This is a genomic window from Bacillus sp. ES1-5 (genome assembly GCF_022487605.1).
In the GTDB taxonomy this organism is placed as follows: Bacteria; Bacillota; Bacilli; order Bacillales; family Bacillaceae_G; genus Bacillus_A; species Bacillus_A wiedmannii.
In genome coordinates this window covers 24509-41727 of sequence record NZ_JAKVPU010000015.1, presented here as the reverse complement: position 1 = coordinate 41727, position 17219 = coordinate 24509, and the positions used below count along the sequence as shown (strand labels likewise).

Below are 17219 nucleotides of genomic sequence, written 5' to 3'. Positions count from 1 at the left end.
GTTGTATGATACATTTTTAGGGACATAATGTTACAAGGTTGGTGTAACTAATGAGGAAAAAAGTTGTACTCTCATGTGAAGAGTGTAAAAATCGAAACTACTCTACGATGAAAGATACGAGCTCAGTAGAGCGACTTGAAATAAAGAAGTTTTGTAAAACATGCAATCAGCATACAGTTCACAAGGAAACAAAATAAATAATTGAAATAATACACTGGAGGTCCCGTAGATGCGTTTAACGAACTTTTTCGGCGATGTAGGTCGCGAAATGAAAAAAGTAAGTTGGCCTAAAAAAGATGAATTACTCCGTTCAACAGCGACTGTTATCGCTACAGTTGTCTTCTTTGCGATTTTCTTCGCAGTGGTTGATATGGGCATTTCTTCTTTAATTCGGTTAATTCTTGGTTAATTCTTGAATAAGAAGCACTTATCCATGATATAATGTTATTTATAAGAACTGTGTAAAAGCCCGGTGAACGGGTTTTTTCATTTGCGCAAAAAAATGTACGTCAGGGAGGGAAGGACGCTCGTCCTAAATGAATGGAAAAAAGTTGGTATGTTGTCCATACTTATTCTGGATATGAAAATAAAGTAAAAGCAAACCTAGAGAAACGTGTAGAATCAATGGGTATGCAAGATAAAATTTTCCGTGTTGTTGTCCCGGAAGAAGTAGAAGTAGAAATGAAAAACGGTAAAGAAAAATTAATGAAAAGAAAAGTGTTCCCAGGTTATGTATTAGTAGAATTAATCATGACTGATGACTCTTGGTATGTTGTACGTAACACGCCAGGTGTAACTGGGTTCGTTGGTTCTTCTGGTTCTGGATCTAAACCATCACCTCTATTAGAAGAGGAAGTTGTTACTATTATGAAGCATATGGGAATGGATAACGAAGTGGTTGATTTCGACTTTGAACTTCATGAGACAGTGCGTGTAAATGAGGGACCATTCGCAGATTATACAGGTGCTATTGAAGAAATTGATGTGGAGAAGAAAAAGGTTAGCGTGCTTGTGGACATGTTTGGTCGCGAGACTCCAGTTGAGCTTGACTTCCATCAAATTGAAAAATTATAAAATGAAACTTGAAATGAATTGTAAAAAGTGATAATATCTTTTAAGTCAGTACGTCTTCGTTATCGGAGACGTTTTTTGAAAGATTTTATCCTTACAGATAAAATATGACGTGGGAGGGCAAATCACTGTCCAATTGACCACATCACGGACTTAAGGAGGTGTGTCTCGTGGCTAAAAAGGTAATTAAAATGGTAAAGCTTCAAATTCCTGCAGGTAAAGCTAACCCAGCTCCACCAGTTGGTCCAGCATTAGGACAAGCAGGTGTTAACATCATGGGCTTCTGTAAAGAGTTTAACGCTCGTACAGCTGATCAAGCTGGTCTTATCATCCCTGTTGAAATTACGGTATTTGAGGACCGTTCATTCACTTTCATTACTAAAACTCCTCCTGCTGCTGTTCTTCTTAAGAAAGTAGCTGGTATTGAGTCTGGTTCTGGTGAACCAAACCGTAATAAAGTGGCAACTGTTAAGCGTGATAAAGTACGCGAAATCGCTGAAACTAAAATGCCTGACCTAAACGCTGCTAGTGTAGAAGCTGCAATGCGTATGGTTGAAGGTACTGCACGCAGTATGGGCATCGTTATCGAAGACTAATTCGATTTGTTTTTAAAAAAGGTTGCGGGTCTGGAATTCCAATTCGCAACCTTTATTATCGTAAATGATTATCGTTTTTAAATAAATGGATGGCGCGCATCCTCAGGTTATACCTGAAAATAAGCGTAAACGTGGGAGGTTATTCCGCTAAAACCACATTCGAGGAGGAAATAAAAATGGCTAAAAGAGGTAAAAAGTACGTAGAAGCTGCAAAGCTTGTTGATCGTGCAACTGCTTATTCTGCAACAGAAGCGGTAGAATTAGTAAAGAAAACAAACACAGCTAAATTTGATGCGACTGTAGAAGTTGCATTCCGTTTAGGTGTTGACCCTAAGAAAGCTGACCAACAAATTCGTGGTGCAGTTGTTCTTCCACACGGTACTGGTAAAGTACAACGTGTATTGGTATTCGCTAAAGGTGAAAAGGCTAAAGAAGCTGAAGCTGCTGGAGCTGACTTCGTAGGCGATGCTGATTACATCGGTAAAATCCAACAAGGTTGGTTCGATTTCGATGTAGTAGTAGCAACTCCTGACATGATGGGTGAAGTTGGTAAACTTGGTCGCGTATTAGGACCTAAAGGTTTAATGCCAAACCCTAAAACTGGAACAGTTACTTTCGATGTAACTAAAGCTGTTAACGAAATCAAAGCTGGTAAAGTTGAATATCGCGTTGATAAAGCTGGTAACATCCACGTTCCAATCGGTAAAGTATCTTTCGAAGATGCTAAATTAGTAGAAAACTTCGGAACAATTGCTGACACTTTACAAAAAGTTAAGCCAGCTGCTGCAAAAGGTACTTACATGAAGAACGTAACAGTTGCTTCTACAATGGGACCTGGCGTACGTGTAGACGTTTCTACATTAGCGTAAAAATTGGAAGTTGACTTCATAAAGAAGTTTTTATATAATCATTTATGTTGTGAATTTAATTAGTGTACCGTAGACAGTAGGTGTCAATAGACTTAATTTCCTACCTAGGTGTTAATATACGAAACGGAATTTTTTTCTGTGACTATATGCCTCCATGTCTACAAGTTGGGCATGGAGGTTTTTAGTGCACTTTCGGTACATCTTCTATATAATCTACAGGAGGTGTAATAACATGAGCAAAGTAATCGAAACTAAACAACAAGTTGTAACTGAAATCGCTGAAAAACTTCGCGAAAGTAAATCTACAATCGTTGTTGACTACCGTGGTTTAACAGTTTCTGAAGTAACAGAATTACGTAAAAACTTACGTGAAGCTGGCGTTGAGTTCAAAGTTTACAAAAACTCTTTAACTCGTCGTGCTGCAGAGTCTGCTGAAATGGCTGAGTTAAACGAATTCTTAACAGGACCAAACGCAATCGCGTTCAGTAACGAGGATGTAGTTGCTCCTGCGAAAGTATTAAACGACTTCGCTACAAAACATGAAGCTTTAGAAATTAAAGCTGGTGTAATCGAAGGTAAACTTGTAACACTTGATGAGGTTAAAGCTATCGCTACTCTTCCATCACGTGAAGGCTTACTTTCTATGCTTCTTAGCGTTCTTCAAGCTCCAATCCGTAACCTTGCACTTGCTACTAAAGCAGTTGCAGAACAAAAGGAAGAGCAAGGCGCTTAATTTTTTAAAAGATAATTACTTGTTATCTATAAAACAATACAAACCTATTTAAGGGAGGATATTTACAATGACTAAAGAACAAATCATTGAAGCAGTTAAATCTATGACTGTATTAGAACTTAACGACTTAGTAAAAGCTATCGAGGAAGAATTCGGCGTAACTGCTGCTGCTCCTGTAGCTGTAGCTGGTGGCGCTGGTGAAGCTGCTGCTGAGAAAACTGAATTTGACGTAGTACTTGCAAGTGCTGGCGCTCAAAAAATCAAAGTTATCAAAGCTGTACGTGAAATCACTGGTCTTGGCTTAAAAGAAGCTAAAGAATTAGTTGACAACACTCCAAAAGCAATCAAAGAAGGCGTTTCTAAAGAGGAAGCTGAAGAAATGAAAGCTAAACTTGAAGAAGTTGGCGCTGCTGTAGAAGTTAAGTAATTAACTTTTGATGCTTTAAAAAAAGCTCGCTCTCATGCGAGCTTTTTTTTTAACTGTAAAGAAAAGAGGTGGCCATATGGCAGACCATTATTTTTCTAACGACCCTTCTAGTAAAAGTGATCGTAAACGATGGGAATTTACACTTCGTGGATCTCGATTTACTTTCTTATCTGACCGTGGGGTGTTCTCGAAAAACGAAGTGGACTTTGGTTCTCGTCTTTTAATTGAAGCGTTTCAAGTGCCAGATATTAAAGGTGATATATTAGACGTAGGTTGTGGATATGGACCAATGGGTTTATCGTTGGCGAAAGAGTTTCAAGACCGTAAAGTTCACATGGTGGATGTGAATGAAAGGGCGCTTGAGCTTGCGAAAGAAAATGCCGCTAACAATAGAATTGGAAATGTACACATTTTTCAAAGTAGCGTCTATGAAAATGTAGATGGTATGTATGCTGCTATTCTATCTAATCCTCCAATTCGTGCAGGTAAAGATATCGTGCATGAGATTTTAGAAAAGGCTGTAGAGTATTTAGTTCCAGGTGGAGAGTTGTGGATTGTTATTCAAAAGAAGCAAGGCGCACCATCTGCGCTGAAGAAACTAGAGGAAGTATTTTCTGAAGTCGAAGTTGTAGAAAAGAAAAAAGGATATTATATCATAAAATCAAAAAAACGTTGACGGTTATTTTTGGCTATGTTAACATTATACAATGCCAATATATGATTTTCTGCGTTGAGAAAGATGTATATTTTTGTTTCTCTTGGAAAAGATAGTAAAATCAGCAGATTATGAAACAGAATGATGGTTTTCTTATAGAAGCCATTTTTCTTTTTTGAGCAGGTAGAAAGACTCAACGTATTTATCTTTAAGAGAAAAAAACTACGCTAATAGCAGTAGTTGTATTTATTTGTGATTTTGCACAAATTTTTTTGTGCATTTATAATACTCATGATTTGAGGGGTGAAGCAGTTGACAGGTCAACTAGTTCAATACGGACGCCACCGCCAACGAAGAAGTTATGCCCGTATTAGTGAAGTATTAGAGTTACCAAATCTTATCGAAATTCAAACCTCTTCTTATCAGTGGTTTCTTGATGAGGGTTTGCGAGAAATGTTCCAGGACATTTCTCCGATCGAAGACTTTACGGGAAATCTATCGCTTGAATTTATCGACTACAGCTTAGGTGAACCTAAATACTCTGTAGACGAATGCAAAGAGCGTGATGTGACGTATGCAGCACCACTTCGTGTAAAAGTGCGTCTAATCAACAAGGAAACTGGTGAAGTAAAAGAACAAGATGTGTTCATGGGAGATTTCCCACTCATGACAGAGACTGGAACATTCGTAATTAACGGTGCAGAACGTGTTATCGTTTCCCAGTTAGTTCGCTCTCCAAGCGTATACTATAGTGGCAAAGTGGATAAAAACGGAAAACGTGGTTTTACTGCTACTGTAATTCCAAACCGCGGAGCTTGGTTAGAGTATGAAACAGATGCTAAGGATGTTGTATATGTGCGTATTGACCGTACGCGTAAACTCCCTGTAACTGTTTTGTTACGCGCATTAGGGTTTGGCTCTGATCAAGAAATCACCGAGCTTTTAGGTGATAACGAATACTTAAGCAACACATTAGAAAAAGACAACACAGATAGCACAGAGAAAGCATTGCTTGAAATTTATGAGCGTCTACGCCCTGGTGAACCACCAACAGTAGAAAATGCAAAGAGCTTACTTGTGTCTCGTTTCTTTGATCCGAAGCGCTATGATTTAGCAAATGTAGGTCGCTATAAGATCAACAAAAAGCTACACATTAAAAACAGATTGTTTAACCAACGTTTAGCTGAAACACTAGTAGATCCAGAAACTGGTGAGATTTTAGCGGCAGAAGGAACAGTCTTAGATCGTCGTACGCTGGATCGCATTCTACCTTACTTAGAGAAAAACATTGGATTCAAAACAGCGAAACCAATGGGTGGAGTGGTAGCAGGCGATGTTGAGCTGCAATCTATTAAGATTTATGCTCCTGAGTCAGAAGGCGAACGAGTGATTAATGTAATTGGTAATGCAAATATTACTCGTGATGTAAAACACATCACACCAGGTGATATCCTTGCTTCTATCAGTTACTTCTTCAACCTACTATACAAAGTAGGGGATACAGATGATATCGACCATTTAGGAAACCGTCGTCTGCGTTCTGTTGGAGAACTATTACAAAATCAATTCCGTATCGGTCTTTCTCGTATGGAACGTGTTGTTCGTGAGAGAATGTCGATTCAAGATACAAATGCAATTACACCACAAGCGTTAATTAACATTCGCCCGGTTATTGCATCTATTAAAGAGTTCTTCGGAAGTTCTCAGTTATCTCAGTTCATGGATCAAACAAACCCATTAGCAGAGTTAACTCACAAACGAAGACTATCTGCATTAGGACCCGGTGGTTTAACGCGTGAGCGCGCAGGCTTTGAAGTACGTGACGTTCACTACTCTCACTATGGTCGTATGTGTCCGATTGAAACACCAGAGGGACCAAACATTGGTTTGATTAACTCATTATCATCGTTCGCGAAGGTAAATGAGTTTGGTTTCATTGAAACACCATACCGTCGTGTTGATCCAGAATCTGGTCTTGTAACAGGGCAGGTTGATTACTTAACAGCAGATGAAGAAGATAATTATGTTGTAGCCCAAGCGAATATGAAATTATCTGAAGAAGGAGAATTCCTTAGTGAAGATATCGTAGCGCGTTTCCGTGGTGAAAACATTGTCACAAATAAAGAACGCATCGACTACATGGATGTATCTCCAAAACAAGTAGTGTCGGCAGCGACAGCTTGTATTCCGTTCTTAGAAAACGATGACTCTAACCGCGCACTTATGGGAGCGAACATGCAACGTCAGGCGGTTCCGTTAATGAATCCGGAATCTCCGATTGTAGGTACAGGTATGGAGTACGTATCAGCAAAAGACTCAGGTGCTGCAGTAATCTGTAAACATCCTGGTGTTGTTGAACGCGTAGAAGCACGTGAAGTTTGGGTACGTCGCTATGTAGAAGTTGACGGTCAAACAGTAAAAGGCGACTTAGATCGCTACAAAATGCAAAAATTCATTCGTTCTAACCAAGGAACTTGCTACAACCAACGTCCAATCGTAAGTGTTGGAAATGAAGTTGTAAAAGGTGAAATCCTTGCGGATGGTCCTTCTATGGAATTAGGTGAACTAGCACTTGGACGTAACGTGCTTGTTGGCTTCATGACTTGGGACGGTTATAACTACGAGGATGCGATCATTATGAGTGAGCGCCTTGTAAAAGACGATGTGTACACTTCTATTCATATTGAAGAATATGAGTCAGAAGCTCGTGATACGAAGCTTGGACCAGAAGAAATTACACGTGACATTCCAAACGTTGGGGAAGATGCATTACGCAACCTTGACGAGCGCGGTATCATTCGCGTTGGTGCGGAAGTAAAAGATGGAGATTTACTTGTTGGTAAAGTAACACCTAAAGGTGTAACAGAATTAACAGCTGAAGAACGTCTATTACATGCTATCTTTGGAGAAAAAGCACGTGAAGTACGTGATACATCACTACGTGTACCACACGGTGGTGGCGGTATTATCTTAGACGTAAAAGTATTCAACCGTGAAGATGGCGATGAATTGCCACCAGGCGTGAATCAACTTGTACGTGCATATATCGTTCAAAAGCGTAAAATCTCTGAAGGTGACAAGATGGCTGGACGTCACGGTAACAAAGGTGTTATCTCTCGTATTTTACCAGAAGAAGATATGCCTTACTTACCAGACGGTACGCCAATCGATATCATGTTAAACCCATTAGGTGTACCATCTCGTATGAATATCGGTCAGGTATTAGAGCTTCATCTTGGTATGGCAGCAAGATACCTTGGTATTCACATTGCAACACCAGTATTCGATGGTGCTCGTGAGGAAGATGTTTGGGGCACGATTGAAGAAGCTGGTATGGCAAATGACGCGAAAACAATTCTGTATGACGGACGTACTGGTGAACCATTCGATAACCGCGTATCTGTTGGTGTCATGTATATGATCAAACTTGCGCACATGGTTGACGATAAACTTCATGCTCGTTCTACTGGACCGTACTCACTTGTAACGCAGCAGCCTCTTGGAGGTAAAGCTCAGTTCGGTGGACAGCGTTTCGGTGAGATGGAGGTTTGGGCACTTGAAGCTTACGGTGCTGCTTATACTCTTCAAGAAATCTTAACAGTGAAGTCTGATGATGTTATTGGACGTGTTAAGACGTATGAAGCAATTGTTAAAGGCGAAAATGTTCCAGAACCAGGCGTTCCTGAATCATTCAAAGTATTGATTAAAGAGCTGCAAAGTTTAGGTATGGACGTTAAAATGATGTCTAGCGACGATAAAGAAATCGAAATGCGTGATACAGAAGATGACGACGATCATCAATCAGCAGATAAATTGAATGTCGAAGTTGAGACAACTAAAGAATAATTGGGATAACCTGTAGACTAAAAGGGAGGTAGGCCCCTTGATAGATGTAAATAACTTTGAATATATGAAGATTGGACTTGCTTCACCTGACAAGATTCGTTCTTGGTCATACGGTGAAGTTAAGAAACCAGAAACAATTAACTATCGTACGTTAAAGCCTGAAAAAGATGGCTTGTTCTGTGAGCGTATTTTCGGACCACAAAAGGACTGGGAATGTCATTGCGGAAAATACAAACGTGTACGTTATAAAGGTGTAGTTTGTGATCGATGTGGCGTTGAAGTAACGCGTGCAAAAGTTCGTCGTGAACGTATGGGTCATATCGAATTAGCTGCTCCTGTATCTCATATTTGGTATTTCAAAGGTATCCCGAGCCGCATGGGACTTGTCTTAGACATGTCCCCTCGCGCGCTTGAAGAAGTAATTTATTTCGCTTCTTATGTTGTAACAGAAAGTGGAGATACACCACTTGATAAGAAGCAATTACTTTCTGAAAAAGAATACCGTGCATATCGTGATCGATATGGTAGCACATTCCAAGCTGCTATGGGTGCAGAAGCGATTAAAAAGCTACTGCAAGACATCGATTTAGATAAAGAAGTAGACTTCTTAAAAGAAGAATTAAAAACAGCACAAGGACAACGACGTACTCGTGCTATTAAACGTCTAGAAGTATTAGAAGCATTCCGTAACTCTGGAAATCACCCATCTTGGATGATCCTAGATGTTCTTCCAGTTATCCCACCGGAACTACGCCCAATGGTACAGTTGGATGGTGGACGTTTTGCTACTTCTGACTTAAACGACTTATACCGTCGTGTAATTAACCGTAATAATCGTTTAAAACGTCTATTGGACTTAGGTGCACCAAGCATCATCGTTCAAAACGAAAAACGTATGTTACAAGAAGCTGTAGACGCATTAATCGATAATGGTCGCCGTGGCCGTCCAGTTACTGGACCAGGTAACCGTCCATTAAAATCACTATCTCACATGCTTAAAGGTAAACAAGGACGTTTCCGTCAAAACTTATTAGGTAAACGTGTTGACTACTCTGGTCGTTCTGTAATCGTTGTAGGACCGAACTTAAAGATGTACCAATGTGGATTACCGAAAGAAATGGCGCTTGAATTGTTTAAGCCTTTCGTTATGAAAGAGTTAGTTGGAAAAGGTTTAGCACACAACATTAAGAGTGCTAAACGTAAAATCGAGCGTGTACAACCTGAAGTTTGGGACGTTTTAGAATCTGTGATCAAAGAGCATCCAGTACTTCTAAACCGCGCACCAACACTTCACCGTCTTGGTATCCAGGCGTTTGAACCTACATTAGTAGAAGGTCGCGCAATTCGTCTTCACCCACTTGTATGTACTGCATACAACGCGGACTTTGACGGTGACCAAATGGCGGTTCACGTACCGTTATCATCAGAGGCACAAGCAGAAGCTCGTATTCTTATGTTAGCGGCACAAAACATCTTGAATCCAAAAGACGGAAAACCAGTTGTTACTCCATCTCAGGATATGGTATTAGGTAACTACTACTTAACACTTGAGCGTGAAGGCGCAATCGGTGAAGGTATGGTCTTCAAAGATGCAAACGAAGCAATACTTGCATACCAAAATGGATATGTACATCTGCACACACGTGTTGCAGTTGCTGCAAGTTCAGTAAATAACGTAACATTTACTGAAGAGCAAAAAGGTAAGCTTCTATTAACAACAGTTGGTAAATTAATATTTAACGAAATCTTACCAGAGTCGTTCCCTTATATTAATGAACCGACAAACTCAAACCTTGAAAAAGAAACACCAGCGGAGTATTTCGTTGAAAAAGGTGCGAACATTAAAGAAATTATTGCTAGTCGCGAAGAAGTGGCGCCATTTAGCAAGAAGATCCTTGGTAACATCATTGCGGAAGTATTTAAACGTTTCCAAATTACGGAAACATCTCGTATGCTTGACCGCATGAAAAACTTAGGATTTAAGTACTCTACAAAAGCTGGTATTACAGTTGGGGTATCTGACATTCTTGTATTAGGCGAAAAAGATGAAATTCTCCACGAAGCACAAGCAAAAGTAGATAATGTAATTAAACAATTCCGTCGCGGTTTAATCACGGAAGAAGAACGTTACGATCGCGTTATCTCTATTTGGAGTAATGCAAAAGATGTTATCCAAGGAAAACTGATGAAATCCTTGAATAAACGCAATCCAATCTTCATGATGAGTGATTCCGGTGCCCGTGGTAACGCATCGAACTTTACTCAGCTTGCTGGTATGCGTGGTCTGATGGCCAATCCATCTGGTCGTATTATCGAACTTCCAATTAAATCAAGTTTCCGTGAAGGTTTAACAGTACTTGAGTACTTCATCTCTACGCATGGTGCGCGTAAAGGTCTTGCCGATACAGCACTTAAAACTGCCGATTCTGGTTACTTAACACGTCGTCTTGTAGACGTTGCACAAGATGTAATTGTCCGTGAAGATGATTGTGGAACAGATCGTGGTCTATTAATTGGTGCGATTAAAGAGGGTAATGAAGTAATTGAGTCATTATATGATCGTCTTGTTGGACGTTTTGCAAGAAAAACTGTAAAACATCCTGAAACAGGTGAAGTATTAGTTAGTGAAAACCAACTAATTACTGAAGATATCGCTCATATCGTTGAAAATTCGGGTGTTGAAACTGTAAACATTCGTTCAGCGTTCACGTGTAACACTCGCCACGGTGTATGTAAGAAGTGTTACGGTCGTAACTTAGCAACTGGTACAGACGTAGAAGTAGGAGAAGCGGTAGGTATTATCGCAGCTCAATCTATCGGTGAGCCAGGTACACAGTTAACGATGCGTACGTTCCATACAGGTGGGGTTGCCGGAGATGATATCACTCAAGGTTTACCTCGTATCCAAGAGATCTTCGAAGCTCGTAACCCGAAAGGTCAGGCAGTTATCAGTGAAATCGATGGTGTTATCGCAGCGATCAACGATGTTAAAGATCGCCAAGAAGTAGTTGTACAGGGTGAAGTTGAAGCTCGTACGTATGCTATTCCTTACGGTGCACGTCTGAAAGTAACTTTAGGACAGCCAATTAGCCACGGTAAAGAGTTAACAGAAGGTTCTATTGATCCGAAAGAATTACTAAAAGTAACGGACATTACGGCGGTTCAAGAATACTTACTACGTGAAGTTCAAAAAGTATACCGTATGCAAGGGGTAGAAATTGGTGACAAACACGTAGAAGTAATGGTACGTCAAATGTTACGTAAAGTTCGTGTAAGTGATGCGGGTGAAACAGATGTATTACCAGGAACACTACTAGATATCCATCAGTTTACTGATGCGAATGCGAAGGTGTTACTGAAAGGTAAACAACCAGCAACGGCTAGACCTGTTCTACTTGGTATTACAAAAGCTTCACTTGAAACTGATTCATTCTTATCTGCAGCATCGTTCCAAGAAACGACACGTGTCTTAACTGATGCAGCAATTAAGGGTAAACGAGATGAGCTTCTAGGATTGAAAGAAAATGTTATTATCGGTAAACTTGTTCCTGCTGGAACAGGTATGAATCGTTATCGCAAAGTGGATCTTGTAAAAACAACACAAGGTGACATGAATGTAGAAAACGATGAAGTTTATGTGGAGCAGTAAAATTTTCCGTCGTAAATTTTGTATAAAAACAGTTAATCCTAGTTGACATTGTATGAGTCAAAATGTTACTATAATCAAGGTTGCTCCTGAACGATGCTTTGGAGGATATTTATATGTCTTATCAAAAAGTGTCAAATGCTGAAAATGTAGTCGTTGGTCATAAACGCACATTGGAGGCAATCAAAAATGGTATAGTTAAAGAAGTTGTTATTGCGGAAGATGCTGATATGCGGTTAACCCATATGATCATTCGTACCGCCTTGCAACATAACATACCCATAACCAAAGTTGAATCAGTTCGTAAGCTTGGAAAAGTTTCGGGGATTCAAGTGGGAGCTTCAGCAATAGGAATAATAAGTTAAAACTGTTTTTGTGAGGAGAGAGCATTTGCTCTCCCTTGCAAAAACTTTGTTTTCAACTAATAATGAACCACCTGGATATGTGGTCATACAAACATGCGAAGGGAGGATAATCAAATGCCTACTATTAACCAATTAGTGAGAAATGGTCGTACTGATAAAGTATGGAAATCTAAATCACCTGCGTTAAACAAAGGGTTCAACTCTTTAAAGAAAAAATCAACTGATATCTCTGCACCTCAAAAACGTGGTGTATGTACTCGTGTTGGTACAATGACTCCAAAGAAACCTAACTCAGCGTTACGTAAATACGCTCGTGTACGTTTAACAAACGGTATCGAGGTTACAGCTTACATCCCAGGTATCGGTCATAACCTACAAGAGCATAGCGTAGTATTAATTCGCGGTGGTCGAGTAAAGGATTTACCAGGGGTACGTTACCACATCGTTCGTGGTGCGCTTGATACAGCTGGTGTTGACAAACGTATGCAAGGACGTTCTAAATATGGTACTAAGCGACCAAAACCTGCTAAAAAATAATAAACTTATAATGAAAGGAGGAACTCAATATGCCTCGTAAAGGACCTGTTGCGAAACGTGACGTGTTACCAGATCCAATGTACAAGTCTAAGCTAGTAACACGCCTTATCAACAAAATGATGGTTGACGGTAAAAAAGGTAAATCTCAAACAATTCTTTATAACGCTTTCGATATCGTTCGTGAACGTTCAGATAAAGACCCTATGGAAGTATTCGAGCAAGCTCTTAAGAACATCATGCCTGTTCTTGAAGTACGTGCTCGTCGTGTTGGTGGTGCTAACTACCAAGTTCCAGTTGAGGTTCGTCCAGAACGCCGTACAACTTTAGGTCTTCGCTGGTTAGTAAACTATGCTCGTCTTCGTGGTGAAAAAACTATGGAAGAGCGTCTAGCTTACGAAATCTTAGATGCAGCTAACAACGCTGGTGCATCTGTTAAGAAACGTGAAGACACTCATAAAATGGCAGAAGCTAACAAAGCATTTGCTCATTACCGTTGGTAGGATTCAACGTAAAATAAATGTATGCATAAACCGCTTTATTTGTCGCTTATGGAAGTGTGGAGAGGGAGAATGCCTCTCCCTTTCGTTGGGCGCTCGTTTTACATAATGAGGGTACTGGACACTGGCATATGTAACAATATAAAGTGGCTTTTTTGCTACTTAAAATAAAAATCCAATCCATATATGGAAGGAGCAAGACACCAAATGACAAGAGAGTTCTCTTTAGAAAACACTCGTAATATTGGTATCATGGCTCACATCGATGCTGGTAAAACAACAGCAACTGAGCGTATTCTGTATTATACAGGACGTATTCATAAAATCGGTGAAACTCATGAAGGTGCATCTCAGATGGACTGGATGGAGCAAGAGCAAGAGCGTGGTATCACAATTACTTCTGCTGCAACTACAGCTCAATGGAAAGGTCACCGTGTAAACATCATTGACACTCCAGGACACGTAGACTTCACAGTAGAAGTAGAACGTTCTTTACGCGTACTTGATGGTGCGGTAGCAGTACTTGATGCACAATCTGGTGTAGAACCACAAACAGAAACTGTTTGGCGTCAGGCTACTACTTACGGTGTACCTCGTATCGTATTCGTTAACAAAATGGATAAGATCGGTGCAGATTTCTTATACTCTGTAGGAACAATCCACGATCGTTTACAAGCAAACGCACATCCAATTCAGTTGCCAATCGGTGCTGAAGATGAGTTCAATGGTATCATTGACCTTGTTGAAGAGTGTGCTTATATGTACGGTAACGATTTAGGAACAGACATCGAGCGTGTTGAAATTCCTGAAGAGCACAAAGAATTAGCTGAAGAATACCGTGGAAAGCTTATCGAAGCGGTAGCTGAGCTTGATGAAGAAATGATGATGAAGTACCTAGAAGGTGAAGAAATCACTGTAGAAGAGCTTAAAGCTGGTATCCGTAAGGCTACAACTTCTGTAGAATTCTTCCCAGTAATCTGTGGTTCTGCATTCAAAAATAAAGGTGTTCAAATTCTGTTAGACGCAGTAATCGATTACCTACCGTCTCCATTAGATGTACCTGCTATTAAAGGTACTCTTCCGGATACAGAGGAAGAAATCGAACGTAAGTCTAGCGATGAAGAACCATTCGCAGCTCTAGCATTCAAAATCATGACTGACCCTTATGTTGGTAAGCTAACGTTCTTCCGTGTGTACTCTGGTGTGTTAAACTCTGGATCATACGTGAAAAACTCAACTAAAGGCAAGCGTGAGCGTGTAGGTCGTATCCTACAAATGCACGCTAACAGCCGTGAAGAGATTTCAACAGTTTATGCTGGTGATATCGCTGCTGCTGTAGGTTTAAAAGATACTACTACTGGAGATACTCTTTGTGATGAGAAGAGTCTTGTTATCCTTGAGTCTATGGAATTCCCAGAGCCAGTTATCTCTGTAGCTATCGAACCAAAATCTAAAGCTGACCAAGATAAAATGGGTACAGCATTATCTAAGCTTTCTGAAGAAGATCCAACATTCCGTGCTCACACTGACCAAGAAACTGGCCAAACAATCATCGCTGGTATGGGTGAACTTCACCTTGATATCATCGTTGACCGTATGCGCCGTGAATTCAAAGTGGAAGCAAACGTTGGTGCTCCTCAGGTAGCATACCGTGAGACTTTCCGCGCTGCTGCGAAAGTTGAAGGTAAGTTCGCTCGTCAATCTGGTGGTCGTGGACAATTCGGTCACGTTTGGATTGAGTTTGAACCTAATGAAGAAGGTAAAGGTTTTGAATTCCAAAACAAAATCGTCGGCGGTGTAGTTCCACGTGAATACATCCCAGCTGTTGGAGCGGGTCTTGAAGACTCACTTAAAAATGGTGTACTAGCTGGTTATCCACTAGTTGACATTAAAGCTGCGTTAGTTGACGGATCTTACCATGATGTCGATTCATCTGAGATGGCGTTCAAAATCGCTGCATCTATGGCACTTAAAGCTGCGGTTTCTAAATGTAGCCCAGTAATTCTTGAGCCAATGATGAAAGTTGAAGTTGTAATTCCTGAAGAGTACATGGGCGACATTATGGGCGACGTAACATCTCGTCGTGGACGTGTAGAAGGTATGGAAGCTCGTGGTAACGCACAAGTTGTTCGCGCTATGGTTCCACTTTCTGAAATGTTCGGTTATGCAACGGCATTACGTTCTAACACTCAAGGACGCGGAACATTCTCAATGACATTTGATCATTATGAAGAAGTACCGAAGTCTGTTTCTGAAGAAATTATTAAAAAAAATAAAGGTGAATAATTGATTTTTATCGATTGTTCAAGTATAACTACTTATGTAAGCTTAGAAAGTGAGACTTAAGTTTCGCTTTCTAGTCTAAATATAAAATAACCTATATAAACTAAGGAGGAATTTAGAATGGCTAAAGCTAAATTCGAACGTTCTAAACCCCATGTTAACATCGGTACAATCGGCCACGTTGACCATGGTAAAACTACATTAACTGCTGCGATCACTACAGTTCTTGCAAAAGCTGGTGGTGCTGAAGCACGCGGATACGATCAAATCGACGCTGCTCCAGAAGAAAGAGAGCGCGGAATCACAATCTCAACTGCACACGTTGAGTACGAAACTGAAACTCGTCACTATGCACACGTTGACTGCCCAGGTCACGCTGACTATGTTAAAAACATGATCACTGGTGCTGCTCAAATGGACGGCGGTATCTTAGTAGTATCTGCTGCTGATGGCCCAATGCCTCAAACACGTGAGCACATCCTTCTTTCTCGTCAAGTAGGTGTTCCTTACATCGTTGTATTCTTAAACAAATGCGACATGGTAGACGACGAAGAATTATTAGAATTAGTAGAAATGGAAGTTCGCGACCTATTATCTGAATACGGATTCCCAGGCGACGACATTCCTGTAATCAAAGGTTCTGCTCTTAAAGCTCTTCAAGGAGAAGCTGATTGGGAAGCAAAAATCATTGAATTAATGACTGAAGTTGATGCTTACATCCCAACTCCAGAACGTGAAACTGACAAACCATTCTTAATGCCTATCGAGGATGTATTCTCTATCACAGGTCGTGGTACAGTTGCAACTGGTCGTGTAGAGCGCGGAATCGTTAAAGTTGGTGACGTAGTAGAAATCATCGGTCTTGCTGAAGAAAATGCTTCTACAACTGTAACTGGTGTAGAGATGTTCCGTAAACTTCTTGACCAAGCTCAAGCTGGAGACAACATCGGTGCTTTACTTCGTGGGGTTGCTCGTGAAGACATCCAACGTGGACAAGTTCTTGCTAAAACTGGCTCTGTAAAAGCTCACGCTAAATTCAAAGCTGAAGTTTTCGTATTATCTAAAGAAGAAGGTGGACGTCACACTCCATTCTTCGCTAACTACCGTCCTCAGTTCTACTTCCGTACAACTGACGTAACTGGTATCATCCAATTACCAGAAGGTACTGAAATGGTAATGCCTGGTGACAACATCGAAATGACTATCGAACTTATCGCTCCAATCGCTATCGAAGAGGGAACTAAATTCTCTATTCGTGAAGGTGGACGTACAGTAGGTTACGGTGTAGTTGCTACAATCGTTGCTGAGTAATCTTTAAATAGATTATTAAAAAACCCAAGGGATTCTCCTTTGGGTTTTTTTATTGTTTATTAATATAGAAGAAAGAGGTGTGTTTCCTATCTTTGAATGAGTTTCTTCTATAGTATATAAAACAAGAAGCAACATCCATAAACTGTAAGTTGAATAAGAGCAGATGAAAACTTGAAATTCTTTAAAGTGCCATGTATAATAGCAAAAGTAGAGAAAAGCAGATGCAAACAAAAAGATGCTTGCATCTAGACGAATAACATTGTATAATAGACAATGTTGGTCTTTGACTGCGATGAAGTGGAAGGTTGCTGACACACCCGGCCGCTTTGCCATGGCATGGTGTGGGGAAATTTCCATGGAGAAGGTCTATTTTAGAAATAGGC

Annotated in this window: 15 protein-coding genes and 1 other annotated feature; all 15 genes read left to right on the top strand. The window is 40.3% G+C overall.

The genetic code is table 11. From position 1 onward, the window contains the following. The first annotated feature begins 50 nt into the window (after nt 1-50). Nucleotides 51-197, top strand: a complete 147-nt coding sequence (gene rpmG, locus MKO96_RS28220) for a 50S ribosomal protein L33 (protein ID WP_002070160.1) — start codon at nt 51-53, stop codon at nt 195-197. Nucleotides 198-229: 32 nt separating this feature from the next. Continuing rightward, nucleotides 230-409: a preprotein translocase subunit SecE gene (gene secE / locus MKO96_RS28215; RefSeq protein WP_001241321.1), complete on the top strand. Its 180-nt coding sequence runs from the start codon at nt 230-232 to the stop codon at nt 407-409. Nucleotides 410-540: 131 nt separating this feature from the next. Further along, the gene (nusG, locus tag MKO96_RS28210; RefSeq protein ID WP_000415794.1) at nt 541-1074 is read left to right on the top strand and encodes a transcription termination/antitermination protein NusG; all 534 of its coding nucleotides are present in this window, start codon (nt 541-543) and stop codon (nt 1072-1074) included. Nucleotides 1075-1241: 167 nt separating this feature from the next. After that, nucleotides 1242-1667, top strand: a complete 426-nt coding sequence (rplK, locus tag MKO96_RS28205; RefSeq protein WP_001085872.1) for a 50S ribosomal protein L11 — start codon at nt 1242-1244, stop codon at nt 1665-1667. Nucleotides 1668-1843: 176 nt separating this feature from the next. Further along, nucleotides 1844-2536 carry a 50S ribosomal protein L1 gene (gene rplA, locus MKO96_RS28200; protein WP_002096939.1) on the top strand — a complete coding sequence of 231 codons (693 nt, stop codon included), beginning with the start codon at nt 1844-1846 and terminating at the stop codon, nt 2534-2536. Between the two features lie 49 nt (nt 2537-2585). Further along, nucleotides 2586-2729, top strand: a sequence feature (ribosomal protein L10 leader region). A gap of 39 nt (nt 2730-2768) precedes the next feature. Next, nucleotides 2769-3269 (top strand): 50S ribosomal protein L10, encoded by a 501-nt coding sequence (gene rplJ / locus MKO96_RS28195; RefSeq protein ID WP_000048724.1) that lies wholly within the window; start codon nt 2769-2771, stop codon nt 3267-3269. 67 nt (nt 3270-3336) lie between these two features. Next, entirely contained in the window at nt 3337-3696 is a 360-nt protein-coding gene (rplL, locus tag MKO96_RS28190; protein WP_000159737.1) for a 50S ribosomal protein L7/L12, read from the top strand. A 76-nt stretch (nt 3697-3772) separates the two neighbouring features. After that, a complete protein-coding gene (locus tag MKO96_RS28185; RefSeq protein ID WP_087979120.1) occupies nt 3773-4372 on the top strand; it encodes a class I SAM-dependent methyltransferase in 600 nt (199 codons plus the stop codon). Nucleotides 4373-4663: 291 nt separating this feature from the next. Next, nucleotides 4664-8197 (top strand): DNA-directed RNA polymerase subunit beta, encoded by a 3534-nt coding sequence (gene rpoB, locus MKO96_RS28180; protein WP_076542641.1) that lies wholly within the window; start codon nt 4664-4666, stop codon nt 8195-8197. Nucleotides 8198-8234: 37 nt separating this feature from the next. Next, complete coding sequence (gene rpoC / locus MKO96_RS28175) at nt 8235-11846, top strand: DNA-directed RNA polymerase subunit beta' (RefSeq protein ID WP_000567948.1); 3612 nt, start codon at nt 8235-8237, stop codon at nt 11844-11846. A gap of 113 nt (nt 11847-11959) precedes the next feature. Next, nucleotides 11960-12208 (top strand): 50S ribosomal protein L7ae-like protein, encoded by a 249-nt coding sequence (locus MKO96_RS28170; protein ID WP_000121828.1) that lies wholly within the window; start codon nt 11960-11962, stop codon nt 12206-12208. Nucleotides 12209-12322: 114 nt separating this feature from the next. Further along, nucleotides 12323-12745 carry a 30S ribosomal protein S12 gene (gene rpsL, locus MKO96_RS28165; protein WP_001142341.1) on the top strand — a complete coding sequence of 141 codons (423 nt, stop codon included), beginning with the start codon at nt 12323-12325 and terminating at the stop codon, nt 12743-12745. Nucleotides 12746-12774: 29 nt separating this feature from the next. Then, a complete protein-coding gene (gene rpsG / locus MKO96_RS28160) occupies nt 12775-13245 on the top strand; it encodes a 30S ribosomal protein S7 (RefSeq protein ID WP_001137489.1) in 471 nt (156 codons plus the stop codon). Nucleotides 13246-13449: 204 nt separating this feature from the next. Further along, nucleotides 13450-15528: an elongation factor G gene (gene fusA / locus MKO96_RS28155; protein ID WP_076542643.1), complete on the top strand. Its 2079-nt coding sequence runs from the start codon at nt 13450-13452 to the stop codon at nt 15526-15528. A gap of 117 nt (nt 15529-15645) precedes the next feature. Further along, entirely contained in the window at nt 15646-16836 is a 1191-nt protein-coding gene (gene tuf, locus MKO96_RS28150) for an elongation factor Tu (RefSeq protein ID WP_001029616.1), read from the top strand. Nucleotides 16837-17219: the final 383 nt, after the last annotated feature.